17 protein-coding genes are annotated in these 19,273 nt (G+C 70.5%); 13 read left to right on the forward strand and 4 right to left on the reverse strand.

What is annotated here, in order from left to right:
• The first annotated feature begins 172 nt into the window (after positions 1–172).
• Both ACRXBZ_RS07310 and ACRXBZ_RS07315 read left to right on the forward strand, forming a co-directional pair.
• Positions 173–964: a hypothetical protein gene (locus ACRXBZ_RS07310; protein WP_433878388.1), complete on the forward strand. Its 792-nt coding sequence runs from the start codon at positions 173–175 to the stop codon at positions 962–964.
• Complete coding sequence (locus tag ACRXBZ_RS07315; protein WP_433878389.1) at positions 961–2,709, forward strand: hypothetical protein; 1,749 nt, start codon at positions 961–963, stop codon at positions 2,707–2,709. Before ACRXBZ_RS07310 ends, ACRXBZ_RS07315 begins: the two co-directional genes overlap by 4 nt.
• A gap of 358 nt (positions 2,710–3,067) precedes the next feature.
• On the opposite strand, the gene ACRXBZ_RS07320 is transcribed toward ACRXBZ_RS07315, so the two are convergent.
• A complete protein-coding gene (locus ACRXBZ_RS07320) occupies positions 3,068–5,044 on the reverse strand; it encodes a hypothetical protein (RefSeq protein ID WP_433878391.1) in 1,977 nt (658 codons plus the stop codon).
• Between the two features lie 117 nt (positions 5,045–5,161).
• Between ACRXBZ_RS07320 and ACRXBZ_RS07325 the strand changes: the two genes are divergently transcribed.
• Both ACRXBZ_RS07325 and ACRXBZ_RS07330 read left to right on the forward strand, forming a co-directional pair.
• Positions 5,162–6,151, forward strand: coding sequence for a hypothetical protein (locus tag ACRXBZ_RS07325; RefSeq protein ID WP_433878392.1), 990 nt, complete (start codon positions 5,162–5,164; stop codon positions 6,149–6,151).
• A gap of 74 nt (positions 6,152–6,225) precedes the next feature.
• Positions 6,226–6,483 (forward strand): hypothetical protein, encoded by a 258-nt coding sequence (locus ACRXBZ_RS07330; protein WP_433878393.1) that lies wholly within the window; start codon positions 6,226–6,228, stop codon positions 6,481–6,483.
• Between the two features lie 52 nt (positions 6,484–6,535).
• On the opposite strand, the gene ACRXBZ_RS07335 is transcribed toward ACRXBZ_RS07330, so the two are convergent.
• A complete protein-coding gene (locus tag ACRXBZ_RS07335; RefSeq protein ID WP_433878394.1) occupies positions 6,536–7,633 on the reverse strand; it encodes a hypothetical protein in 1,098 nt (365 codons plus the stop codon).
• Positions 7,634–8,036: 403 nt separating this feature from the next.
• On the opposite strand from ACRXBZ_RS07335, the gene ACRXBZ_RS07340 reads away from it, so the two are divergent.
• From ACRXBZ_RS07340 to ACRXBZ_RS07350, 3 genes are all read left to right on the forward strand, one after another.
• Positions 8,037–8,939: an NAD(+)/NADH kinase gene (locus ACRXBZ_RS07340; RefSeq protein WP_246868728.1), complete on the forward strand. Its 903-nt coding sequence runs from the start codon at positions 8,037–8,039 to the stop codon at positions 8,937–8,939.
• A gap of 8 nt (positions 8,940–8,947) precedes the next feature.
• Entirely contained in the window at positions 8,948–9,553 is a 606-nt protein-coding gene (locus ACRXBZ_RS07345; protein ID WP_433878395.1) for an FGGY-family carbohydrate kinase, read from the forward strand.
• Positions 9,554–9,959: 406 nt separating this feature from the next.
• Complete coding sequence (locus tag ACRXBZ_RS07350) at positions 9,960–11,102, forward strand: AI-2E family transporter (protein WP_433878396.1); 1,143 nt, start codon at positions 9,960–9,962, stop codon at positions 11,100–11,102.
• A 127-nt stretch (positions 11,103–11,229) separates the two neighbouring features.
• Here the strand turns inward: ACRXBZ_RS07350 and ACRXBZ_RS07355 are convergent, their stop codons facing one another.
• Positions 11,230–11,403 (reverse strand): hypothetical protein, encoded by a 174-nt coding sequence (locus ACRXBZ_RS07355; protein ID WP_433878397.1) that lies wholly within the window; start codon positions 11,401–11,403, stop codon positions 11,230–11,232.
• 124 nt (positions 11,404–11,527) lie between these two features.
• On the opposite strand from ACRXBZ_RS07355, the gene ACRXBZ_RS07360 reads away from it, so the two are divergent.
• Complete coding sequence (locus ACRXBZ_RS07360; RefSeq protein ID WP_433878398.1) at positions 11,528–11,782, forward strand: hypothetical protein; 255 nt, start codon at positions 11,528–11,530, stop codon at positions 11,780–11,782.
• A gap of 165 nt (positions 11,783–11,947) precedes the next feature.
• Positions 11,948–12,223, forward strand: a complete 276-nt coding sequence (locus ACRXBZ_RS07365; RefSeq protein WP_433878399.1) for a hypothetical protein — start codon at positions 11,948–11,950, stop codon at positions 12,221–12,223.
• 505 nt (positions 12,224–12,728) lie between these two features.
• Here ACRXBZ_RS07365 and ACRXBZ_RS07370 read toward each other — a convergent pair.
• Positions 12,729–13,943, reverse strand: coding sequence for a helix-turn-helix domain-containing protein (locus tag ACRXBZ_RS07370; protein WP_433878400.1), 1,215 nt, complete (start codon positions 13,941–13,943; stop codon positions 12,729–12,731).
• Positions 13,944–14,292: 349 nt separating this feature from the next.
• On the opposite strand from ACRXBZ_RS07370, the gene ACRXBZ_RS07375 reads away from it, so the two are divergent.
• The 4 genes from ACRXBZ_RS07375 to lpdA are packed head-to-tail and all read left to right on the forward strand — an operon-like array spanning position 14,293 to position 19,187.
• The gene (locus tag ACRXBZ_RS07375) at positions 14,293–15,258 is read left to right on the forward strand and encodes a thiamine pyrophosphate-dependent dehydrogenase E1 component subunit alpha (protein ID WP_433878401.1); all 966 of its coding nucleotides are present in this window, start codon (positions 14,293–14,295) and stop codon (positions 15,256–15,258) included.
• Positions 15,259–15,271: 13 nt separating this feature from the next.
• A complete protein-coding gene (locus ACRXBZ_RS07380; protein WP_433878402.1) occupies positions 15,272–16,303 on the forward strand; it encodes an alpha-ketoacid dehydrogenase subunit beta in 1,032 nt (343 codons plus the stop codon).
• 2 nt (positions 16,304–16,305) lie between these two features.
• A complete protein-coding gene (locus ACRXBZ_RS07385; RefSeq protein ID WP_433878403.1) occupies positions 16,306–17,784 on the forward strand; it encodes a dihydrolipoamide acetyltransferase family protein in 1,479 nt (492 codons plus the stop codon).
• 8 nt (positions 17,785–17,792) lie between these two features.
• Complete coding sequence (lpdA, locus tag ACRXBZ_RS07390; RefSeq protein ID WP_433878404.1) at positions 17,793–19,187, forward strand: dihydrolipoyl dehydrogenase; 1,395 nt, start codon at positions 17,793–17,795, stop codon at positions 19,185–19,187.
• The last annotated feature ends 86 nt before the right edge of the window (positions 19,188–19,273 follow it).

Consider the following 19,273-nt stretch of genomic DNA (forward strand, 5'->3'; position numbering starts at 1 on the left):
CCGTTCCGGTCGTCCGTCAGGGGTTGTCGTCAGAACCACCGAGCATGGCGACGCTCCTTCCGATCGGTCCGGCACGGTCCTCGGGTGGGGCCGGGTCGGCCTTCCTGGGCCGGACGACCGGATGGCGAGCCGTCGCGGTGCGGCGGACATCCGGCGAGCGCGGAGGAGGCGCATGAGCGTCATCACCTGGGACGGTCACCTGCGGATCGACCACCTGCCGGACCGCGGCACGGTCGCCATCACGCTGCTGACCGCGGAGCCGACCCTGGAGGTGCAGTTGCGCAACGGTCTCGTCGCCGGATTCGTGGCCGCCGATCCGGAGGGGCCGCCGACGTTCGTCTCGGTAGCGCTGCGCGACAACGGGATTCCGGACGACGTGGCGGAATTGCTGGGGCCGCGCGTGACGGCGGCCGTCGCCGACACGATCGCCGCGGGCGGTCCCGGGGGTTGGCTCGAACTCGACCTCGGCGAGGTCGACGGCCTCGCCGAGGCCTGGGCACCGTACCGGGCGGCGGCGCTGGACCCGGCGATCCCGGCACCCCGGGGCACGCTGGGCGCCTGGGCGGGCGAGCTGTGGACGCGGCTGGACCTGGCGGGCTGGGCCGATGCCCTGCGGGGCCCGGAACTGCGGTTCAGATCCGGGGAATCCGGCGAGCGGGAAGCGGATCCGCCCGCAGCGCAGGAGATCTGGCGGTTGCCCGACGAGCTCGCCGCCGCGGTCGGGGTGGCACCCGAGGTGACGTGGACGATTCGACCGCTGGCTGGGGGTGCGGTCGAAATCGGCCTGGCCGTTCGGCCCGCCGGAGGTACGGCGAACGCCGTGCTCCAGGCGGGCCTGGACGACGGCTCGCAGCACTGGGAAACGTTCGAACCGGATCCATCCGGTGTCTCGCGCGCGCGGCTGGTCGCCTCCGGCGATCCGGTCGGCGTGCGGTTCCGCTCCGAGAGCCGGAGGTCGGCATGAGTTCACGCGACGAACTGGCGGCGGCCGCGGACGAGCTGTTCGGCAGCATTTACGCGGACGACCTGCACGCGCTGGTCCACAAGCTCGGATCGCTGGGGGCGCTGCGGGACGCCGTCGTCGACCGGGCCGGGAAAGTGGTTGCCAAGCTGGCGAAATCCGGTTCGCCGGTCAAGCCGGACGAGTGCGGCGTGCTCGTCGCGGCGTGCCTGACCTGGGGTCGCTGGCATTCCGGTGTGCAGCGCAACACCGGCAACGCCGCGGCGAAATTCGGTCGCTACCGCCGGTTTCCCGGTCTCCCGCTCGACGTCCTGGTCCGGGTCGGCCGGGTCGACTCCGACGATGACGACCGCACCATCGCCCTGCTGGCCCGCACCGTGCGCATCCTGCGACTGGTGACCGGGGCCCGCCCGGTCGGCGAGCCGGAGTTGCTGCTCAACGTGGTGGTACCGGCGATCGTCGAGGCGCTCGTGGAAATCCCCGGGCAGCCGGCGGTTTCCGACGCCGACGCGGCGGACGTCGTCCTCGACGTGCTGGAGCGCGGCGCCCGGCTCACGGCCGAGTACCGGGTGGCCGGGCTGCCCACCCCGAGCGCGGCCAATCCGCTCCCGGTCACCGGCAACGCCGACTTCCTGGTCCGGCTCGCGGCCTACCGCGTCGCCATCGCGGCGCGCCGTGGCCTGGTCGGGGGCGATCCGCTCGACGAGCTGGCGAAGTCCGTGCCCGAGCTCGCGGGCATCCTGAACAGGGCGATGACGCGCCCGGCGGGTTCCTGGATGCGGCGCGGGCCGGACGAATCCGATGTGGCGGTGGCGATCGACCAGTTCGCGATCCACCTCGGGAGCGCCGCGCCCGGGGGCAGCGCGGCGGGCAAGCGCGTCAACGCCGTGCACCGCGTGCTGAACCACCGTCTCCACCTCGATGAACGCCCGGACCAGCTGCCTGTCGACGACCTCGACCAGAAGCCGTCGTCCGGCGCCCCGGATCACGGCGAGCGGCTCTCCGACGTCGAGCAACTGGCCGGCTGGTTCGTCGCGAAGCTCTTCGCGGACGCGGAATCCGCCGCGCGGAAGCCGCTGCTGACATGGCTGCGCAGCAAGCCGGGCGAATACCCGAAGACCAAGGACCTGCCGGTGCTGGTGCGCAGGTTGCGGGTCGCCACCGATCGGCTCGGCCGCCTGGCGCAGGCCGACGAGCTCGGGACCGCCCGCCCACCTCGGCCGCCGGGAATCACCCAGGGCCAGTTCGAGGACCTGATCGCGGAGCTGGCCGCGGCCGCCGACCCGTCCGCCGTCGAGGGGTGCACGCTGGTCGGCGTCCACCACTTCACCCTGAACGCGCTGAGTCCACTGTGGTCAGGTCGGGCACCCGCCGTCAAAGCCCTCACTCGCTACCTGGTGGCGGAACTGACGCCCGCGGCCAGGAAGGACAGCACCGACGGCGCGGCCAAGGTCCTCGTCAAGGCCAAGCTCATCGCCCGGCACGGGACGCGGGCGCCGATGCAGTTCGTGGAGCGATCCGCGAGGCCCCTGCGCGAGCCGTGCTGCCCGGAAGTGGACCGGCCGGCCCGGGACACGCCCCGGGAACCCGTTGCGGCGGACGAAATCTGCCCGCACCGGCAGTGGGGCGAGACCGGTCTGGTGGACAATTACCGTTCGCTGGGCGACGCCGCAGGCATCGCGCCGGACGCGGCACGCCGGCAGCTGGAGCGGTACAAGGGCCCCTGGCCCGAGCTGCTGCACCAGTAATCCATTGCCAGGCAACAGCTTTTAGGGCCTGTCGGCGAATGCCGTCCGCGCCTTTGGAAGCGGCGTAGCCGCTTGCATTCACCTTGCCAAGACGACCATCGGCGGGTTCTGAGAGGTTTTCTGGCGAGGACGGCCCCTCCGCCGCGTATTGGACATACATCAGGAGGGGCACCCGCAGTCCAGGAAACCTCTCAGGTTCCGCTAAGCGACCACCCACCCAGACCATTCACCAACAGGCTTTTAGGGACTGTTTCCAGACTCATTCTACGAAGCGGTGCTGGTAGCGGCTCCGCCTGCGGGAATTACGGACGCCGTCTGGACTGCGGGATCCCCGATTTGCGTATGTCCAGCGCTGAATTCAGCGGAGCGTGTCGAGGCGGCGGCGTAGGTCGGCCAACAGCTCGTAGTGGCTGTAGCTGGCCTCGCTGCCGTCGGTGACCCGCCGCACCCAGTCCTCGGCCACCGCCAGCAACCGCCCGGACCGCTCGACCTCGTCTGCGCCCGCCACCCCGGCCTCGACGGCCGCGAGCAGCGCGGACACGGCGAGCAAGCAGAAGTGCGCCGCCGGTTCGGTCGGCCGGGCCAGCAGCTCGGCGGTCTCCCGGTCGTCGAGCGCCTGGCAGATCCAGCCGTGCCCGCACTCCGCCCAGTAGGCGGCCTGCGCGCGCCGCCCGGCTTCGGCGGCAAGCCTGCTCAACGTCGTCGTCGCCCGGGTCGCCACCTGCAACGACTGACGCAGCGGCAGGAAGCTCTGCGTCCGCTTCCAGTACAGCTCGCGGGCGGGGATGACGGTGCCGGCGAAGAGCTCGACGGCGGCGAGCAGGTCGGACTCGTCGTCCGGGTGGGAGGCCAGGTACGACGCGTAGTTGTGCAGGTGGTGCCCGACGGCCAGCCGCGAGTCCGGGTCGGCCGGCCAGTCCGGGCTGATCTGCAGGATGCGCCGGTAGGCGTCCCAGGTGCGGCGCAGCCAGTCGTCCAGTTCCGCGGGCGACGGCAGCCTGGCCGCCGGATCGGCGGCGTTGGTCCGCCGCACGATGTTGATCTCGACGTTGGCCGACGAGACCGCCTCGGCGGCGGCGCCCCGGTCCACGACGCCTTCCTCCGCAAGCTCGATGCACCGCTCGACCTGCGCCAGCAGCTCCTCGACCGCTTCGGCCAGGTCGTTGCGGCGATCGTGGCGCAGCGTGTGCACGGTCATGTCGGCCGCGCGGCACCGCGCGAGAACCGTCAACGGATCGCCGGGCCCCAGGCACTCCGTCGCGAGCGTCGCCACCTCCGCGAGCAGCGGCACGATCGCGACCCTGGTCTGCTCGCGCCCCTCGGCGTCGAACCGCACCTGCCGCAGCACGGTCAGCAGACCGATCAACACCGCCCGCCGCGCGAGCACCGGTAGCCCGGCCAGCTCGGACGCTTTCGGGATGCGCGGCAGCACTCCCGTTGGGGACGAGTCCTGGTCGAGCAGGTGCGCCACCTGCTCGACGTAGCGGTCGACCTGTTCGGTGGGCGGCACGAGCGCCTCCACGGCGAGCTGGCCGGGGCGGCGCTCGCTGAGCCAGAGGTGGCTGGAACTCCGCTGGGTTCCGATGGCCATCAGCTCGCGCAGGAACCGGTCCACCACCTCGCCCGGCACGTCCGGTCCGAGCAGCCGGACCGTGTGGTCGGCCAGTTGGAGGTCGCGGGGCCGCGACGAGGTGCCCGCGCCGCCGTCGGCGTGCGGCCCGCCCACTTCGCAACGCGTCAGCGGCAGTTCGGCGGAGGCACCGGCGAGCGGCAGGTACCAGTCGACGAGCAGCTCGCGCTGGATGGTGCGGGCCCGGATCGCCGCGGCGACCAGGGCGGGTTGCGTCCGGAAGGCTTCGAGGACCAGCGCGGCCCACGCGGCGAGGCGCGACCGGCCCGGCAGCTCCGACCCGTCGGCCGCGACGAGCAGCCCCATTGCGGACTCGACGGCGTTGACGACCGGGACCAGCAGCCGGTTCGTCGCGGTCAGCACGACCGCCGCCTTCGTGTCGGGCCCGAACCGGTTGAGCGTGGCGTTCGGGATCTCGTTCGGCAGGGATCCGCCCGGGCCGGTGACCGCGATGCGGTCGACGATTGCCCATGTGCCGGGGTCCGCGACCGGCGCTTTGGCCCCGCCGCGGGTCCGCAGCGGTGCCCCGCGCGCGATCTCCGACAAAGTGATCTTGTTGTAGTCGGAGACCCAGGTCTGCGGGCCGAACGGGCTGCGCTCCCACGGCACGCCGAACAGCGGCGCGAGCTTCCGCGCGAGTCTCGCCGGGACTATCTCGGACCTTGCCTCCGGGATATCCGGCACCTCGGCGGGCAGCAGGCCCATTTACCCTCCTCGACTCATTCGGCGTGCACATCTCATTCGGCGTGCACATCGTCTGTCCGCGATTTTATCGAAAAAAACCGTGACGAGCATTTTTGTGTTCTCGTAAAATTTCGTGTCATGACGACAGTGCTTCCAGGCCTTCGCCCAACCGGCGACCGGTCGCAGCAGTCGGTCGGCGTACCCGAGCTGCTCGACGTGATCTGGCACGAAACGCGCGCGAACCGCGCGGCGATCCACCGGGCCCTGCCCGACACCCGCTGCGACCTGCGGATCAGCGCTTCCGGCCGGAACCGGAAGCTGATCGGCACGGTCCTGATCGACGGCGACTGCGTCTGCCGCGACTTCCTCGTCGACATGCTCGTGGAGTGCCACCGGTACCTGGCCGACCGGGCGGGCGAACTCGGGAACCCGCTGGGCGCCGCGCGCGTGCACGTGCGCAAGAAGGCGGTGCACGACTGGATCCGGCGGCGGCGGACCGACGTCGGCGCGCAAGCCCGGGTCGACCGCATCCGGAAGTCCGCGATGGCCCTCGGCCTACCCGACGAGTTCCACCGCGCCCTGCTGGAGTACCTCGCGGACGAGGCGGGCGTGATGGCCCCGCTGGACAGCCAGGAAGCACTGCTGCGCCGGCTCGCCACCCGCTGCGCCGCGGAGTTCGGCGGCGCGGCGGAGCACTACCGCGCACGAGTCGCGGCCGGTGTCGCTCTCGTCGAGCGGCACTGCCGCTCCGGCACCCGCGTCAACGCGGGCACCCCGGCGGAACCGGAGAAGGTGACCTGGTGGGAGCGCTACATCGAGCGGCCGATGGGCCGCAGGCCGCGGCGCACCGACAAGCCGATCGCCACCCCGGAGTGCGGCGACGCGGCGAACCTGCCCGCGCACGACCCCGGGCAAGTCGCCGACGACTCCACGGAATTCGACGCGCGGGTCGTCGCCGTCCTCGTCGCCGCCCTCCGGCGCCAACCCGTCGCCCCCGACGCCGCCCTCCGCGCCGGGCTCGCCGACCTGGTCGCGGAGGGCCTGATCCCGCAGTGGTGCGCCGTCGAGCTGTGCGCGGACTGCAACCGCTTCGCCGTGGCAGCGAAGGAGTTGTCCGCGCTGGCCTGACGCTTCGCCGCTTCCGTGAACGCACTCGGACAGCGTCGGCCGATCCCGGCGCTGCACACGGAAAAGGGGCGAAGATGCACCGACACGACCGAAGCCACGACGAGCGGGAGCCCGGGAGGCGGAACGTGGCGGTCGCCCTGACGTTCACCGGGAACATCGGCACGATCTCCGCGTTGCTCAGCGCCGCCGCGAACACGCCGCTGCTGGTGCAGGTGTTACCGGTGCTGGTGTTCGCGGTGATCGCGGGATTCCTCGCGTGCGGGGTGGGACGCGCGCGGAACCGCTGCCACGGCTGCCACCCGCGCCGCCGCGATGAGCTACCCGACGAATGACCGACCGGGAAACGCTGCCCGGCAACATGTTTCGCAGGATCACGATCCCCGGTCAGCTGCCGGCGAGGTGGCGGGCCAGTTCGATGTTGAACGCCGCCTCGGTCGGGGTGCGGCGACCGTGCCCGCAGGCCGCTGCGACTCCGACGACCCGTTGTCCGAGCGCGGTTTCGGCGAGCGACAGCGCTTTCGCCGACAACTCGGGTTGCCGCTCGTCGACGCAGCCGGCGATCACGTCGATGCCCCGCGCGAGCCCGTGAAGCGGGGCGTAGGCGGCGGGATCCACCAGCGGTGGTTGATCACCATGGGCCATCGGGATGTGAACGGTCGGCATCCGGCGGCCGTAGGTGCGCAGGCGTGCAGCCAAGGCGTTGGCCGCCAGCACCGCCGGAGCGAGATCTTCCGGGCCGAACAGGGAAACATGCCCCAGGTCGCCGTGGCAGAGGTGCAGCGTCCACCGCGCGTTGCGCGGTGCCGAGACGATCACCCGCGCGAGCTGGTGCGCCAGCAGGTGCGCGATCGCCGACCGCGCCGGCCGGGGCGCGCGGTGCAGCAGGTAGAGAACCGCCGGGGATTCCAGCTGGAGCACCACTTCATCCGGCCCGTGGCGGTGCGCGATCTCGGCCACCTCGGTGCAGATCATCCGCTCGAACACCGGGAAGTGCCGCAACATCCGCGCCGGGTCGCCCAGCGTGAACGTCGCGAGGTCCAGCGGCGACGGCACGCTGGCCTGCACCGGCGGAAGCGTCGCGGGCCCGCCCAGCTCGCGCCAGGCGACGACCGCCCGGTAGATCTCCTCCGGCCGGCCCAGCGAGACGTCCTCGATCGTGAGCCGATGCCCCTGGCGCACCCGGTAGACCGGCATGTCGGCGTAGTCGGCGCACTCGCCGTCCCGCACCACCTCGAACGCGGGCACCTGCGCCCGGGAGCGCAGGTAGTCGACGATCCAGGACGGATCGTCGTCGCACGGCACCGCGCTCAACCGGGCGCCGCCGGAGCGATCTAGCACCCACTGCATCCTGGTTCGCTGATCGGCGGCGAGGTCTCCAGGCAGCGAGCCCACCAGGTGCACGAGGCGCGACGTGGCGGTCCCCTGGCCGACCGCGGTACGGGCCGCGGGTACCGACGATCCGAGATCGAGTTGCGAAGTCATCAGGGATCTCCGTTCGTTCTGCGCGGCGACCGGCCGGCTCGGGATGTTGATTGATCGGGCCGTTGCGGATTTGGCGTGCCATCTGCACCGGGCCCGGAGATCGACGAGGAAACGCCCGCGGAGTCGCCGGGCTGGACGATTCCGATGATCGCATCGCCGCAGACCGGATGTCCGCCGCCGCCCGGGGGAACAGAGGCAAACCATCCGGTCCGGTGACGCACGTTCAGCACCGGGGCGCGCGCCGAAGTGGATCAAGCCCTGGAACGTGAGAATCTCGATACCCGTTGGAGAATCCCGGCCCGGTCGGAAGCCGGCTCCGCCGGACCTGATTACCGGCCCGTCAACCTCTACAGTGGACGGCAGATCCGGTACGGACCCCTCCCGGACCGAAGGGCGGCTGGCCATGGGATTGATCAAGGCGGTCGGGCTGGTGCTGCACCCCGGGCGGCACCGCCCCGACGTGATCGAAACGGTCGTGGACTGGGCGCGGGCCAGGGGTATCGAGGTGCTCGGCGCGCCGCCGGAGATCGCCGCCTACACCCAGCCGATCACCGCACTCGCGCCCGCGCAGCTGGCCCGCCGGGCCAACCTCCTCGTCAGCCTCGGCGGCGACGGCACCATGCTGCGGGCGCTGCGGCTCGGCTGCGAGCACCAGACCCCGGTCCTCGGCGTGAACCTCGGGCGGCTGGGATTCCTGGCCGAGATAGACGTTCCCGAGCTGGACCGGGCGCTGTGCGCCATCGACGAGGACGGCTTCACCGTCGAGACGCGCTCTGGGCTGCACATCACCACCGCCGACCACGAGGTGGTCGCGTTCAATGACATCGTCCTGGTGCGGGTGCCCGGCCAGGGCATGGCCGAGGTCGAGGTGCAGGTCGAGGGGCACCCGTTCGTCAGCTACGCGGCGGACGCCGTCGTCGTCGCGACCCCCACCGGGTCCACCGCCTACAGCTTCTCCGCGGGCGGCCCGATCATTTCCCCCAGGGTCGAGGGGCTGCTGGTCACGCCAGTGGCACCGCACTCGGTCTTCAACCGCGCGATCTTCCTGTCCCACGGGGAGCGGCTCGCGCTGCGGATCCTGCCCACGAGCAGCGAGCTCGGCGTGGAGGTCGACGGGCAGCTCGTCGCGCACCGATCGGCTGGGACCGTCCTCGACATCACGGTCGAGCCGGCCGCCGCCCGGGTCGTGCGGCTCGGCCGGACCACCTTCTACCAACGCGTCCAGCGCAAGCTCCACCTCACCGGATCCGCCGCTGGAGTCGGCGGCGAATCCGGCGGCGCATCGACCCTTCAAGATTCTCATTGAAGCTGCATTTGAGGATTTTCCAGGACAGCACCTTCGAATCGGCTGATCACTGCTCGGCAATCTTCAAACCGCAGTTCGGGCCGCACCGAGCTGCGAATGCCGGTTTCCGGGCGCGCGGCAGCTCCTGGTACTTCTTGCTCATGCACGCAGCAGAGCTGATGCTGGGGATCGACGTCGGGACGACGGCCGTCAAGGTCGCCGCCTTCAGCCTGGACGGGGAACCGGTCGCCGAAGCCCGGCACGTGCTTGAGCCGGTAGAGCGGGCGTGCGGAACCCCGTTGCCGTCCTTGACCTTCTCCGGCGGCGGCGCGCGAAGCGACCTGTGGACGCAGATCCACGCGGACGTCCTGCAGCGCCCCATCGAGCGGCTGCGGATGCACGACAGCGCAGTGCTCGGCGCGGCCATGCTGGGCGCCGTCGCCGCAGGTGCGTACCCCGACGTCGAGACCGCTGCCGCCGCCACCGTCGCGGTGAGCCGGGTCTTCATCCCCTCCCCCGGCGCCGAGCGCCTCACGCCCCTGTACGAGGCGTACCGCAGCTCGCACGACGCCCTGCGCGGCCTCCACGACCACCTCGCGCAATGGCGGTCGGAGAACACCCCGCCGCCGGCCTGAGACCCGGCCTGTCACATCTCCGCGCGCCGCCTCGTTCACGTCGCACATCCGCGCCCGCGACTTCGGCCGGAACCCGTTCCTGAACGGCCTGGCGGTCCCGGCGCTCATGGCGATCTTCGTCGCCCTATCTGCCCCGGCAGTCCGCCCCCGCTGAGCGCAGTTTCAACTGAAACTGGGGTGTTCATGAAACCGCACCGGGGAGGTGCCGACCGCCGGTCGGTCCGCAATTTCCATTGAAATCGAAGGTCCAATTTCAATGGAAATTGCGGACCTTCGGCGTGTCGAGTCACGACACGCCGAAGGGTGTGGATAACTTCCGCAATTTCAATGGAAATTGCGGACCTCGAAGCGCTGGAGTCATTACCCCGTTTCGCGCCGTGGCAAACCCGCGAGCCCGGCACGTTTGGTGATCAGCGTTGCGGGCCAACCACGGGAAGTGGACGATTCCGGCGGCCGAGGCGGTGTCGCAGGGACGGTACCCCGCAGCCTGTGCGTCGCCGCCGCCGTGGGGTGGCGACTACTGGTGCTGGTCGCCGTTGTCTGGGTGCTGTGGCAGATTTTCAGCCTGCTCTACGGCGAAGTGATGTCGGTGGCGGTGGCGGCGCTGCTGGCGGCGCTGATGTCCCCGGCGGTGCACTGGCTGGTCCGCAAGGGGCTGAACCGCACGCTGGCGACCACGCTGGTGCTCGTCGGCGGGCTTGCCGCGCTCGGCGCCGTGCTGGCCGTGGTGATCAACACGCTCGTGGCGGGACTGTCCGGGCTGAGCGAACAGCTGGTGGCCAGCTTCCAGCAGATCCACGACTGGCTGATCCGGGGGCCGTTGAGCCTGAGCCAGCAGGAGCTCAACCAGGTCTTCCAACAGCTTTCGGAGGCCCTGCGAATCGACCGGGGCGGCCTGCCGACGACCGCGCTGGCGACCACCGGCACCCTGCTGCGGTTCCTCGCCGGCGTGCTGCTCGGCCTGTTCACGCTGTTCTTCTTCCTCCGCGACGGCGACTCGATCTGGTCGTTCCTGGTGCGGATCACGATGCCGCGCACGATCCGCTTCCGCGTGCACAACGCGGGTCGGCAGGGGTTCATCACGCTCGTCGCCTACGTTCGCGCGACCGCGGCGGTGGCGTTCATCGATGCCGCCGTGATCGGCATCGGCGCCACCGTGCTCGGCGTGCCGCTGCCCTTCGTGCTCGCCGTGCTGATCTTCCTCGGCGCCTTCGTGCCCTACATCGGCGCGGTCGTTACCGGCAGCCTGGCGGTGCTGGTCGCCTTGGCCGCCAACGGCGTGGTCAACGCGCTGATCCTGCTGGCCGTGGTCGTCTGCGTGATGCAGCTGGAAGGGCACGTGCTGCAACCGCTGCTGCTCGGGCACGCCGTGCGGCTGCACCCGCTGGCCGTCGTGCTCAGCGTGACGGCCGGTTTCACCCTCGCCAGTGTCGGCGGTGCGGTCCTGGCCGTGCCGCTGGTCGCCACGGCGAACACCGTCATCCGCGCCCTCCACACTCAGGCGGGCGCGGTCCCGGAGCACGGCGGCAACGGACACCGGCAGCCATGACGCAGGAATGGCCACGCAGCGGAACGGGTAATCCCGGTTGACCAGCGCCGGACCGAGGTCCGGCTGGCGCAGCGCGCAGGATGCTTCGACGCAGCGTCGGTCTTGCGTTGGGCCGCTGCGGACAGGGTCAGATCCGGACGACGTCGGCGGTGACGATGCCGGTGGAGCCGAGCTGCCGCCTCGGCCGCCGGGTGCCCCACGGGCCCCGCACCGCGATCAGGTCGCCCGGAACCGGGCAAGCACGCCGGCCCTCGACCGGCCGGTGGAGCGCGTCGTTGCCGGACGTGGCGTGACTGGGCACAATCCTCACCCCGAGAGTGGTGGTATCGGCTGTAGATCGCAGCGGCCGGACATGCGCTGCCGAAACCATTGTGCAACACGAGACCGATGTGGTACCGCCAGGGCGGCACACCCGACGCCATCAGGTGTCTCCGACACAGCGGGAGGCGCTCCCGCACCACCGCCAGCAGCACGTCTCCGGCAGGGGAGCCGGGCTGATGCCGCCGCTGGACGAGGTGGTCGCCGAGTTCCCGCGCGAACCGCTGCTGCTGCACATCAAGAGCGACGACCCGGCCGAAGGCGAGGCGCTGGCCCGACGACTGTGCGAATTGGACGGTCAGCTGCTCGCGCGCCCATTCTGCAAACCCGCCGGATCTGTGGTCAGCAGGGTCTTCCCCTGATCAGCGGCCGGGGGACAAAGCAGGCAGTCCGAATGGGTCACCGACGATCACGGCGCGAAACACGTCGGCCGGGGGTGACACACATTGGTGGCCTCGCGCTGCTGGAAGGCCGCAGGCAGGGCAGATTCCCAGTCGCACCAACCCCTTCACCAACGGGAGAAGCAAATGCGTACGACCGCCAAACTCGTCCTCGCCGCTGCGGCGTCGACCGGCCTCCTGCTCGGCGCCCAGGGCATCGCCAGCGCCGAAGAGGAGCCCACCTTCCAGCTGCCGAGCAACGTCAGCGCCTTCCTCGAAGAGACCCCCACCGCCGAATCGGGCTTCCAGACCCTGCCCGCCTTTGATTCGCAGCAGCCGCAGCAGGAACAGCAGCAGCAGCCGCAGGAACAGCAGCAGCCGCAGCAGGAGCAGCAGCCGCAGCAGCAGGATGACGAGCGATAGCCTTGGACCGCCGTCGCGCTGGGGTTACTGACAGTTCCGGATCCTGTGTCAATGTGTGACAGAGCGTGGTGTAGTGTGTTGCTTGCTGACCGAGCGAAAGCCAAGCCCGGTCAGCGGTTTTCCTGCGGCGGCAGGTGAAACACGTCAGGTACCGCGAGTTGCGTGGGAACCGGCCGCAAGGCCAAACGCACGTGGAGACCGTGTCAGACCAGCGTTCGTGCTGGCAGTGGTCGAGGAAGCGTGAAGGCCACCAGTCTTCCTGATGGTCAACGCAGGTGGCGCAAGTCATCTGCTCACGGAACGTTTTGACACGTTTCGTGAACGGCATCTCGGGACAGCAGTGTCGGTGTGACCCTCACAGCCTGATCGCAGCGACGAACCTTCGAGGGGCGCCCCCACGGCGCCCCTCGAAGGCTGTCACGGGCCTGGTCAGGCGGCCGATTCCACTTCGCTGACCAGGTCGGGCACGTCCCTTCTCGGTGAGCCCAGCTGCTGAGCTCACCGGTCAGCGGACCGCGGTCACGTCCAGGTCCGCCAGGAAGCGGTACGGCCGGTGGTCCAGGAGATCGCCGAACCGCTTGCGCAACCGGGACATCTCCGCCCGCACCGTGATCGTGCGGGTCCGGTCGGCGAACAGCTGCTCGGCGAGCTCGGCGGCACTCCGGCCCGCCCGGTTCTCGGCCAGGTCGAGAAGGATCTCCGCATGGCGTCGGCTGAGCGGATACGTCCAGCTCCCGGACGTGCGGTGCACGGTCAGAGCGGGGTGACCCGGCCGGCGCACGTCGACCACCACGCGGGCCGCCGACGGCGCGTCCGGCGCGCAGGGGCGCAGCAGGATGCCCTCCGGCAGCGGTTCGAGTGACCAGGCGCCGAACGCCGGTAGCCACACCTCCTGCGAATCCAGCCGGTCCGGCAGCGCGACGCGGTCCAGCGGCGGCAGGCCGGTCGAGGCGGCCACCCAGCCATTCGGGTCGACCACCAGGGCCTGCCCGTCGATCTTCGCCAACAGCGGCGCGGCCACGGCGCGCAGGCGGTCCAGGCGGGTGCGGTGCACATCGCGCAACCTCGCCTCCGCCAACCCGGCCACGGCACGGACCAGCGCGAGGGTGGTGGGGTGCATGGTGTCGGCGGGCCCGCTGACGTCCACCGCGCCGAGCAGCCTCCCGTCGCGCGGGTCGCGGATCGGCGCGGCCGAGCAGCTCCACGCGTGGTGGCTGCGCACGTAGTGCTCGGCCGAGTGGACCTGCACCGGCACGCCCTCGACCAGCGCCGTGCCGATGGCGTTGGTGCCCACCGTGTTCTCCAGCCAGCACGCGCCCTCCACGAACCCGAGGCGGTCGGCCCGGCGGAACACACCCGGGTGCCCGTCCCGCCACAGGACTCGTCCCTCGACGTCGACGATGACCACGATGTGCCCGGCGCTTTCGGCCGCCGGGACCAGGCCGCTGCGCAGCGCCAGCAGCGCGTCATCGGTGATGCCGCAGGTGACGCGACGATGCTCGACCTCGCCAGCGGACACCGGTCGGCACTCCGCGCCGTGGTCCGGGTTCACACCCTGGCTGCGCGCGCGGTTCCAGGACTCGGCGATCAGCGGCCGCGGCGGAACCGCCGGGCGGCGACCGCTCACCACGGCGTCGTGCGCACGGGCGACCGCACGGGCGTACTGCCGCGTATCCGTCCCCACGGGGAGCGCGGCCTCGTCGAGGCGATGGGTCCGCATGGCCAGCTCCTGTCGGTCCCGCAACAACGCTGTGTCTCGCCACGTCACGTCGTCATAGGAGACGGCGTCACGGGGCGGATGCGCAAGAGTTGCACAGGGTTGCGTCCCGCGTCGAGACCTTCGAACCTCTGTGCGATTCAATCCACAGAGGACACAAAACTGCCCAGAAGATCGTTGCCACTGGGCGACATCCCACATGCAACCCACTGCAACGCTGGTCCGCTCTTTCGAGATCCGCTTACGTTTGCCCACCAAGAGCCACGGCGGGTCTGCGCGATCCGATCGGGCGGACCACCCGCCCGATCCGCACATCGCCAGGTCGCCGGACCGCACGCGGAAGAGGAGCGAGATGGCCTTGAACAAGCAAGAGCTGCTGCGCGCTTATCGAAAGATGTCCGAGATCCGCGCGTTCGAGGACCGCCTGCACGAGGAGAACGCCACCGGCGACATCCCCGGGTTCATCCACCTGTACTCCGGGCAGGAGGCGATCGCCGTAGGCGTGTGCGAGAACCTGCGGGACACCGACTACATCGGCTCCACGCACCGCGGCCACGGTCACTGCATCGCCAAGGGCTGCGACATCCGCGGGATGATGGCGGAGATCTTCGGCAAGGACGACGGCCTGTGCCACGGCAAGGGCGGATCGATGCACATCGCCGACCTGTCGGTCGGCATGCTCGGCGCCAACGCGATCGTCGGCGGCGCACCGTCGCTGGCGATCGGTGCCGCTTTGAGCGCCAAGACGCTGCGCAACGGCGGCATCGCCGCGTCGTTCACCGGCGACGGGGGCTCGAACCAGGGCACCACCTTCGAAGCCATGAACATGGCGGTGGTCCTCAAGCTGCCGATCATCTTCGTCATCGAGAACAACGGGTTCGGCGAGGCCACCGGCACCGACTACGCGGTCGGCGCGCCGGACATCGCCGCCCGGGCGGCCGCGTTCGGCATGCCCGCGGTGAAGGTCGACGGCACCGACTTCTTCGAGGTGCACGAGGCCACTCGACAGGCCGCCGAGCGGGCCCGCGACGGCGGCGGGCCGACCACCATCGAGGCCCGGGCGAACCGGTTCTGGGGCCACTTCGAGGGCGACGCGCAGCTGTACCGGACCCCGGAGCAGGTCGCGGAGCTGCGCCGGACGCGGGATCCGCTGCAGAACTTCCGCGACGAGGTGGACCGCAAGAAGGCCACCGCGAAGGAACTCGACGCCATCGACGAGGAATCCCGGCGGCTCGTCGACGACGCGGTCGCCCGCGCCCGCGCCGCCGCGTACCCGCCGATCGAGAACCTGCTCACCGACGTCTACGTCTCGTACTGAAGGGCTGGCAACGATGACCACGTCGAAGAAGACGTACCGCGAGGCCGTGAAGGACGCCCTCTGCCAGGAGATGGAGCGCGACGAGACCGTCGTGCAGATCGGCGAGGACCTGCGCGGCGGCCACGCCGGCACCAACCCCGACTTGGAGACGAAGAAGGTCGAAGCGTTCGGCGGCGTCCTCGGCGTCACCAAGGGCCTGTGGACCCAGTTCGGCTCCGAGCGCGTCATCGACACGCCGATCACGGAGTCAGCGATCATCGGCATGGCGGCCGGTGCGGCGCTGACCGGCCTGCGGCCCGTGGCAGAGCTGATGTTCATGGACTTCTTCGGGGTCTGCTACGACGCGCTCTACAACCAGGCGGCTAAGTTCCGGTACATGTTCGGCGGCAAGGCGCGCACGCCGATGGTGATGCGCGGCATGATCGGCGCGGGGTTCTCCGCTGCCGCCCAGCACTCGCAGTCGCCTTACAACGTGTTCGCCGCCGTGCCCGGCCTCAAGGTCGTGGCGCCGTCGAACGCCTACGACGCCAAGGGGCTGCTGATCCAGGCCATCCGGGACGACGACCCGGTCGTGTTCTGCGAGCACAAGACCCTCTACGACACGAAGGCCGAGGTGCCGGACGAGCCCTACGCGATCCCGTTCGGAGTGGCCAACTACACCCGGCAGGGCACGGACGTGACGGTGATCGCCCTGTCCGCCATGGTCGGCGCCGCCAACGACGCGGCCGACAAGCTGGCCGCCGAGGGCGTCTCGGTCGAGGTCGTGGACCCGCGGACCGTCTCGCCGCTGGACGAGGAGGGCATCCTCGAATCGGTGGCCGCCACCGGCCGGGTGGTCGTCGTGGACGAGTCCGCGGCCCGCTGCGGTTTCGGCCACGACGTGGCCGCGCTCATCGCGACCAAGGCGTTCGACTCGCTGCGGGCGCCGGTCGAGCTCGTGACTCCGCCGCACACGCCGGTTCCCTTCTCCCCCAAACTGGAGAAGGCCTGGTTGCCGGACGCGGCCCGCATCGAAACCGCGATCCGCAGGCTGGTGGCGAACTGATCATGGGCGACATCAACCTGATCGAAGTGCCGAAGTGGGGCCTTTCCATGGAGGAGGGCACCATCACGAAGTGGCTGGTCGACGAGGGTGCCGGGTTCCGCAAGGGCGACCCGATCTGCGAGGTCGAGACCAGCAAGATCACCAACGAGATGGAAGCGCCCTTCGACGGGGTGCTGCGCCGCGTCCTCGCGAAGCCGGGCGAGACGCTACCGGTGGGAGCCGCGATGGCGGTGTCGGCAGACGCCGACGTCCCGGATGCGGCGATCGAGGAGTTCCTGGCGGCGAACGGGTCTACCGCACCGGAACCCGTTGCGGAGAGAGCAGTTTTGCCCGCTGCCCAGATGGCAGCAGCGGCGCCGGTCGCGACACCGGGAACGACCGTGGTCCCAGAATCGCTGGCAGGCTCGACGAACGGCGACGTCTTCGCAACGCCGCACGCGCTCAAGCTCGCGGCCAAGCTCCAGATCGATCTCGGCGAGGTGGCCGGTTCCGGCCGCATCGGCCGGGTTTCGGTGGCCGACGTCTACGCCGCCATCCGCGCGGCGGGAGGCACAGTCGCAGAACCGTTGGCACCGCAGCGCAACGCCACTCCCACACGGTCCGCACAGGACGACAGCAGCGTCAACGCCACCCCGGTGGCGCGGCGCCTCGCGGCGGGCCTCGGCATCAACCTGCACGACTGCCGGGCCACGGGTGCGCGCGGCCGGGTGTGCGTCGCGGACGTCCGCGAGGCAGAGCGGAAGTTCCTGCCCGCTGCCGGACCCGAGGTCCGCGAAACCGCCCCGGCCGCACCGGAATTCGAGACCGTACCGCTCGATCCGATGCGCAAGGTCATCGGCCGTCGGCTGCAGGCTTCGAAGCAGACCTCCCCGCACTTCCGGCTGACCGCGGACCTGGAGATCGACGCGCTGCTCGCCCTGCGGAAGCAGATCAACGCCACGGTGCCGGCGGTCAAGCTCTCGGTGAACGACTTCATCGTCAAGGCGTGCGCGGCCGCGCTGCGCGAGGTCCCGGACGTCAACGTGCAGTTCGACGAGGAATCTCAAGCGGTGCTCCGGTATTCCGCCGCCGACATCTCCGTCGCGGTGGCGCTTCCCTCGGGCCTGATCACGCCCATCGTGCGCGGGGCCGGCACCAAGTCCTTGGCCGAGATCTCCGGCGAGGTGCACTCCCTGGTCACCAAGGCCAAGACCGGCCGGCTCAAGCCCGAGGAGTTCCAGGGCGGCACCTTCACGGTCTCCAACCTGGGCATGTTCGGGGTGCGCGAGTTCGACGCGATCATCAACCCGCCGCAAGCGGCGATCCTCGCGGTCGGCTCCGGCGAGCAGCGCCCGTGCGTCGACAATGGACAGATCATCGCCCGGACGGTCCTGACGGTGACGCTCTCCTGCGACCACCGCGTGATCGACGGTGCGCTCGGCGCGACGTTCCTGCGGGAGCTCAAGCGTTTCGTCGAATCACCGGCCCTGATGCTGGTCTAGGAGGAGCGATGACCGAAAAGTACGATGTGCTCGTCGTCGGCGGCGGCCCCGGCGGCTACGTGGCGGCCATCCGCGCCGCCCAGCTCGGGCTGCGCACGGCCGTCGTCGAACGCGATCGGCTCGGGGGCATCTGCCTGAACTGGGGATGCATCCCGACCAAAGCGCTGCTGCACGGCGCGGACGTCGCCCACACGCTCGCCAACCTGCGGCCGCTGGGCTTCACCGCAAGCGGGGTGGAGTTCGACGTGGCGCAGCTGGTGGCGTTCAGCCGCTCGGTTTCGGACCGCCTCGCCGGCGGCGTCGAATACCTGATGCGCAAGAACGGCATCGACGTCGTCAACGGGTCCGCCCGACTAGCCTGCAAGGGCGTGGTCGAGGTCGCCGGGGAGCACCCGAGGACGCTGCGCGCCGACCACGTGATCCTGGCGACCGGCGCGCGCCCCCGCTCGCTGCCCGGCGTGGTGCCCGACAGGGACCGGGTCTGGACGTACTTCGAGGCGCTGGTACCGGCGGAGGTCCCCAAGTCCTTGCTGGTCATCGGTTCCGGCGCGATCGGGGTCGAATTCGCCAGCCTCTACAACGACCTCGGCAGCGAGGTCACGCTCGTCGAGGTGGCCCCGCAGGTCATGCCCGCCGAGGACGCCGCGGTCGCCGAGCACGTGCGCAAGAAGTTCGAGAAGCGCGACATCCGGGTGCACACCGGCGCATCGGTGTCCGAGGTCGCCGCGGCGGCCGACCACGTGACCGTGACGCTGAACCTCGCCGACGGCGAGGCGGAGCGGCTCGTCGCGGAGCGGGTCCTGGTCGCGGCGGGCGTCGAGGGCAACGTGACGGGGCTCGGGCTCGAAGGGCTCGGGGTCAAGGTGGAACGCGGATTCGTCCGCACCGACCAGTGGTGCCGGACCAACGTGTTCGGTGTCTACGCGATCGGTGATGTGGCGGGCGCCCCGTGCCTCGCCCACAAGGCGAGCCACGAAGGCGTGGTGTGCGTCGAGCGACTCGCCGGGGTGGAGCACGTGAAACCGCTGGACCCGAGCCGAATTCCGGGCTGCACCTACGCACGACCGCAGGTCGCCCGTCTCGGCCTGACCGAGGCCCAAGCCCGGGCAACGGGACGCCCGTTGCACATCGGCCGGTTCGACCTGCAGGCCTCCGGCAAGGCGATGGCCATCGGCGAAGCCGACGGCTTCGTCAAGACCATCTTCGACGCCGCCACCGGCGAACTGCTGGGCGCGCACCTGGTCGGTCCGGACGTCACGGAACTGGTCCAGGGCCTCGGGATCGCCCACTCGCTGGAGGCCACGGCCGACGACCTCGCCGAGGCGGTCTTCGCCCACCCAACCCTGTCAGAAGCCGTGCACGAATCGGTCCTGGCAGCCCTGGGCAGACCGCTGAACGCGTAACCACGTCCGCGGGGTCCGGCCGCAGAAGACCCGGACTCCGCGGATCACGAGATGCGTTGCAGGTGGATCGGTAGGCCGTCGGAGGG

Source organism: Saccharopolyspora hattusasensis, from assembly GCF_050972075.1.
Lineage (GTDB): Bacteria > Actinomycetota > Actinomycetes > Mycobacteriales > Pseudonocardiaceae > Saccharopolyspora > Saccharopolyspora hattusasensis.

What these genes read in the sequence shown, in the direction of transcription:
- ACRXBZ_RS07365 (WP_433878399.1), top strand. Translation starts at nt 11,948, where the DNA reads ATGCGTACGACCGCCAAACTCGTCCTCGCCGCTGCGGCGTCGACCGGC.
- ACRXBZ_RS07330 (WP_433878393.1), top strand. Translation starts at nt 6,226, where the DNA reads ATGCACCGACACGACCGAAGCCACGACGAGCGGGAGCCCGGGAGGCGG.
- ACRXBZ_RS07385 (WP_433878403.1), top strand. Translation starts at nt 16,306, where the DNA reads ATGGGCGACATCAACCTGATCGAAGTGCCGAAGTGGGGCCTTTCCATG.
- ACRXBZ_RS07315 (WP_433878389.1), top strand. Translation starts at nt 961, where the DNA reads ATGAGTTCACGCGACGAACTGGCGGCGGCCGCGGACGAGCTGTTCGGC.
- ACRXBZ_RS07375 (WP_433878401.1), top strand. Translation starts at nt 14,293, where the DNA reads ATGGCCTTGAACAAGCAAGAGCTGCTGCGCGCTTATCGAAAGATGTCC.
- ACRXBZ_RS07340 (WP_246868728.1), top strand. Translation starts at nt 8,037, where the DNA reads ATGGGATTGATCAAGGCGGTCGGGCTGGTGCTGCACCCCGGGCGGCAC.
- ACRXBZ_RS07335 (WP_433878394.1), bottom strand. Translation starts at nt 7,633, where the DNA reads ATGACTTCGCAACTCGATCTCGGATCGTCGGTACCCGCGGCCCGTACC.
- ACRXBZ_RS07380 (WP_433878402.1), top strand. Translation starts at nt 15,272, where the DNA reads ATGACCACGTCGAAGAAGACGTACCGCGAGGCCGTGAAGGACGCCCTC.
- lpdA (WP_433878404.1), top strand. Translation starts at nt 17,793, where the DNA reads ATGACCGAAAAGTACGATGTGCTCGTCGTCGGCGGCGGCCCCGGCGGC.
- ACRXBZ_RS07310 (WP_433878388.1), top strand. Translation starts at nt 173, where the DNA reads ATGAGCGTCATCACCTGGGACGGTCACCTGCGGATCGACCACCTGCCG.
- ACRXBZ_RS07370 (WP_433878400.1), bottom strand. Translation starts at nt 13,943, where the DNA reads ATGCGGACCCATCGCCTCGACGAGGCCGCGCTCCCCGTGGGGACGGAT.
- ACRXBZ_RS07320 (WP_433878391.1), bottom strand. Translation starts at nt 5,044, where the DNA reads ATGGGCCTGCTGCCCGCCGAGGTGCCGGATATCCCGGAGGCAAGGTCC.
- ACRXBZ_RS07325 (WP_433878392.1), top strand. Translation starts at nt 5,162, where the DNA reads ATGACGACAGTGCTTCCAGGCCTTCGCCCAACCGGCGACCGGTCGCAG.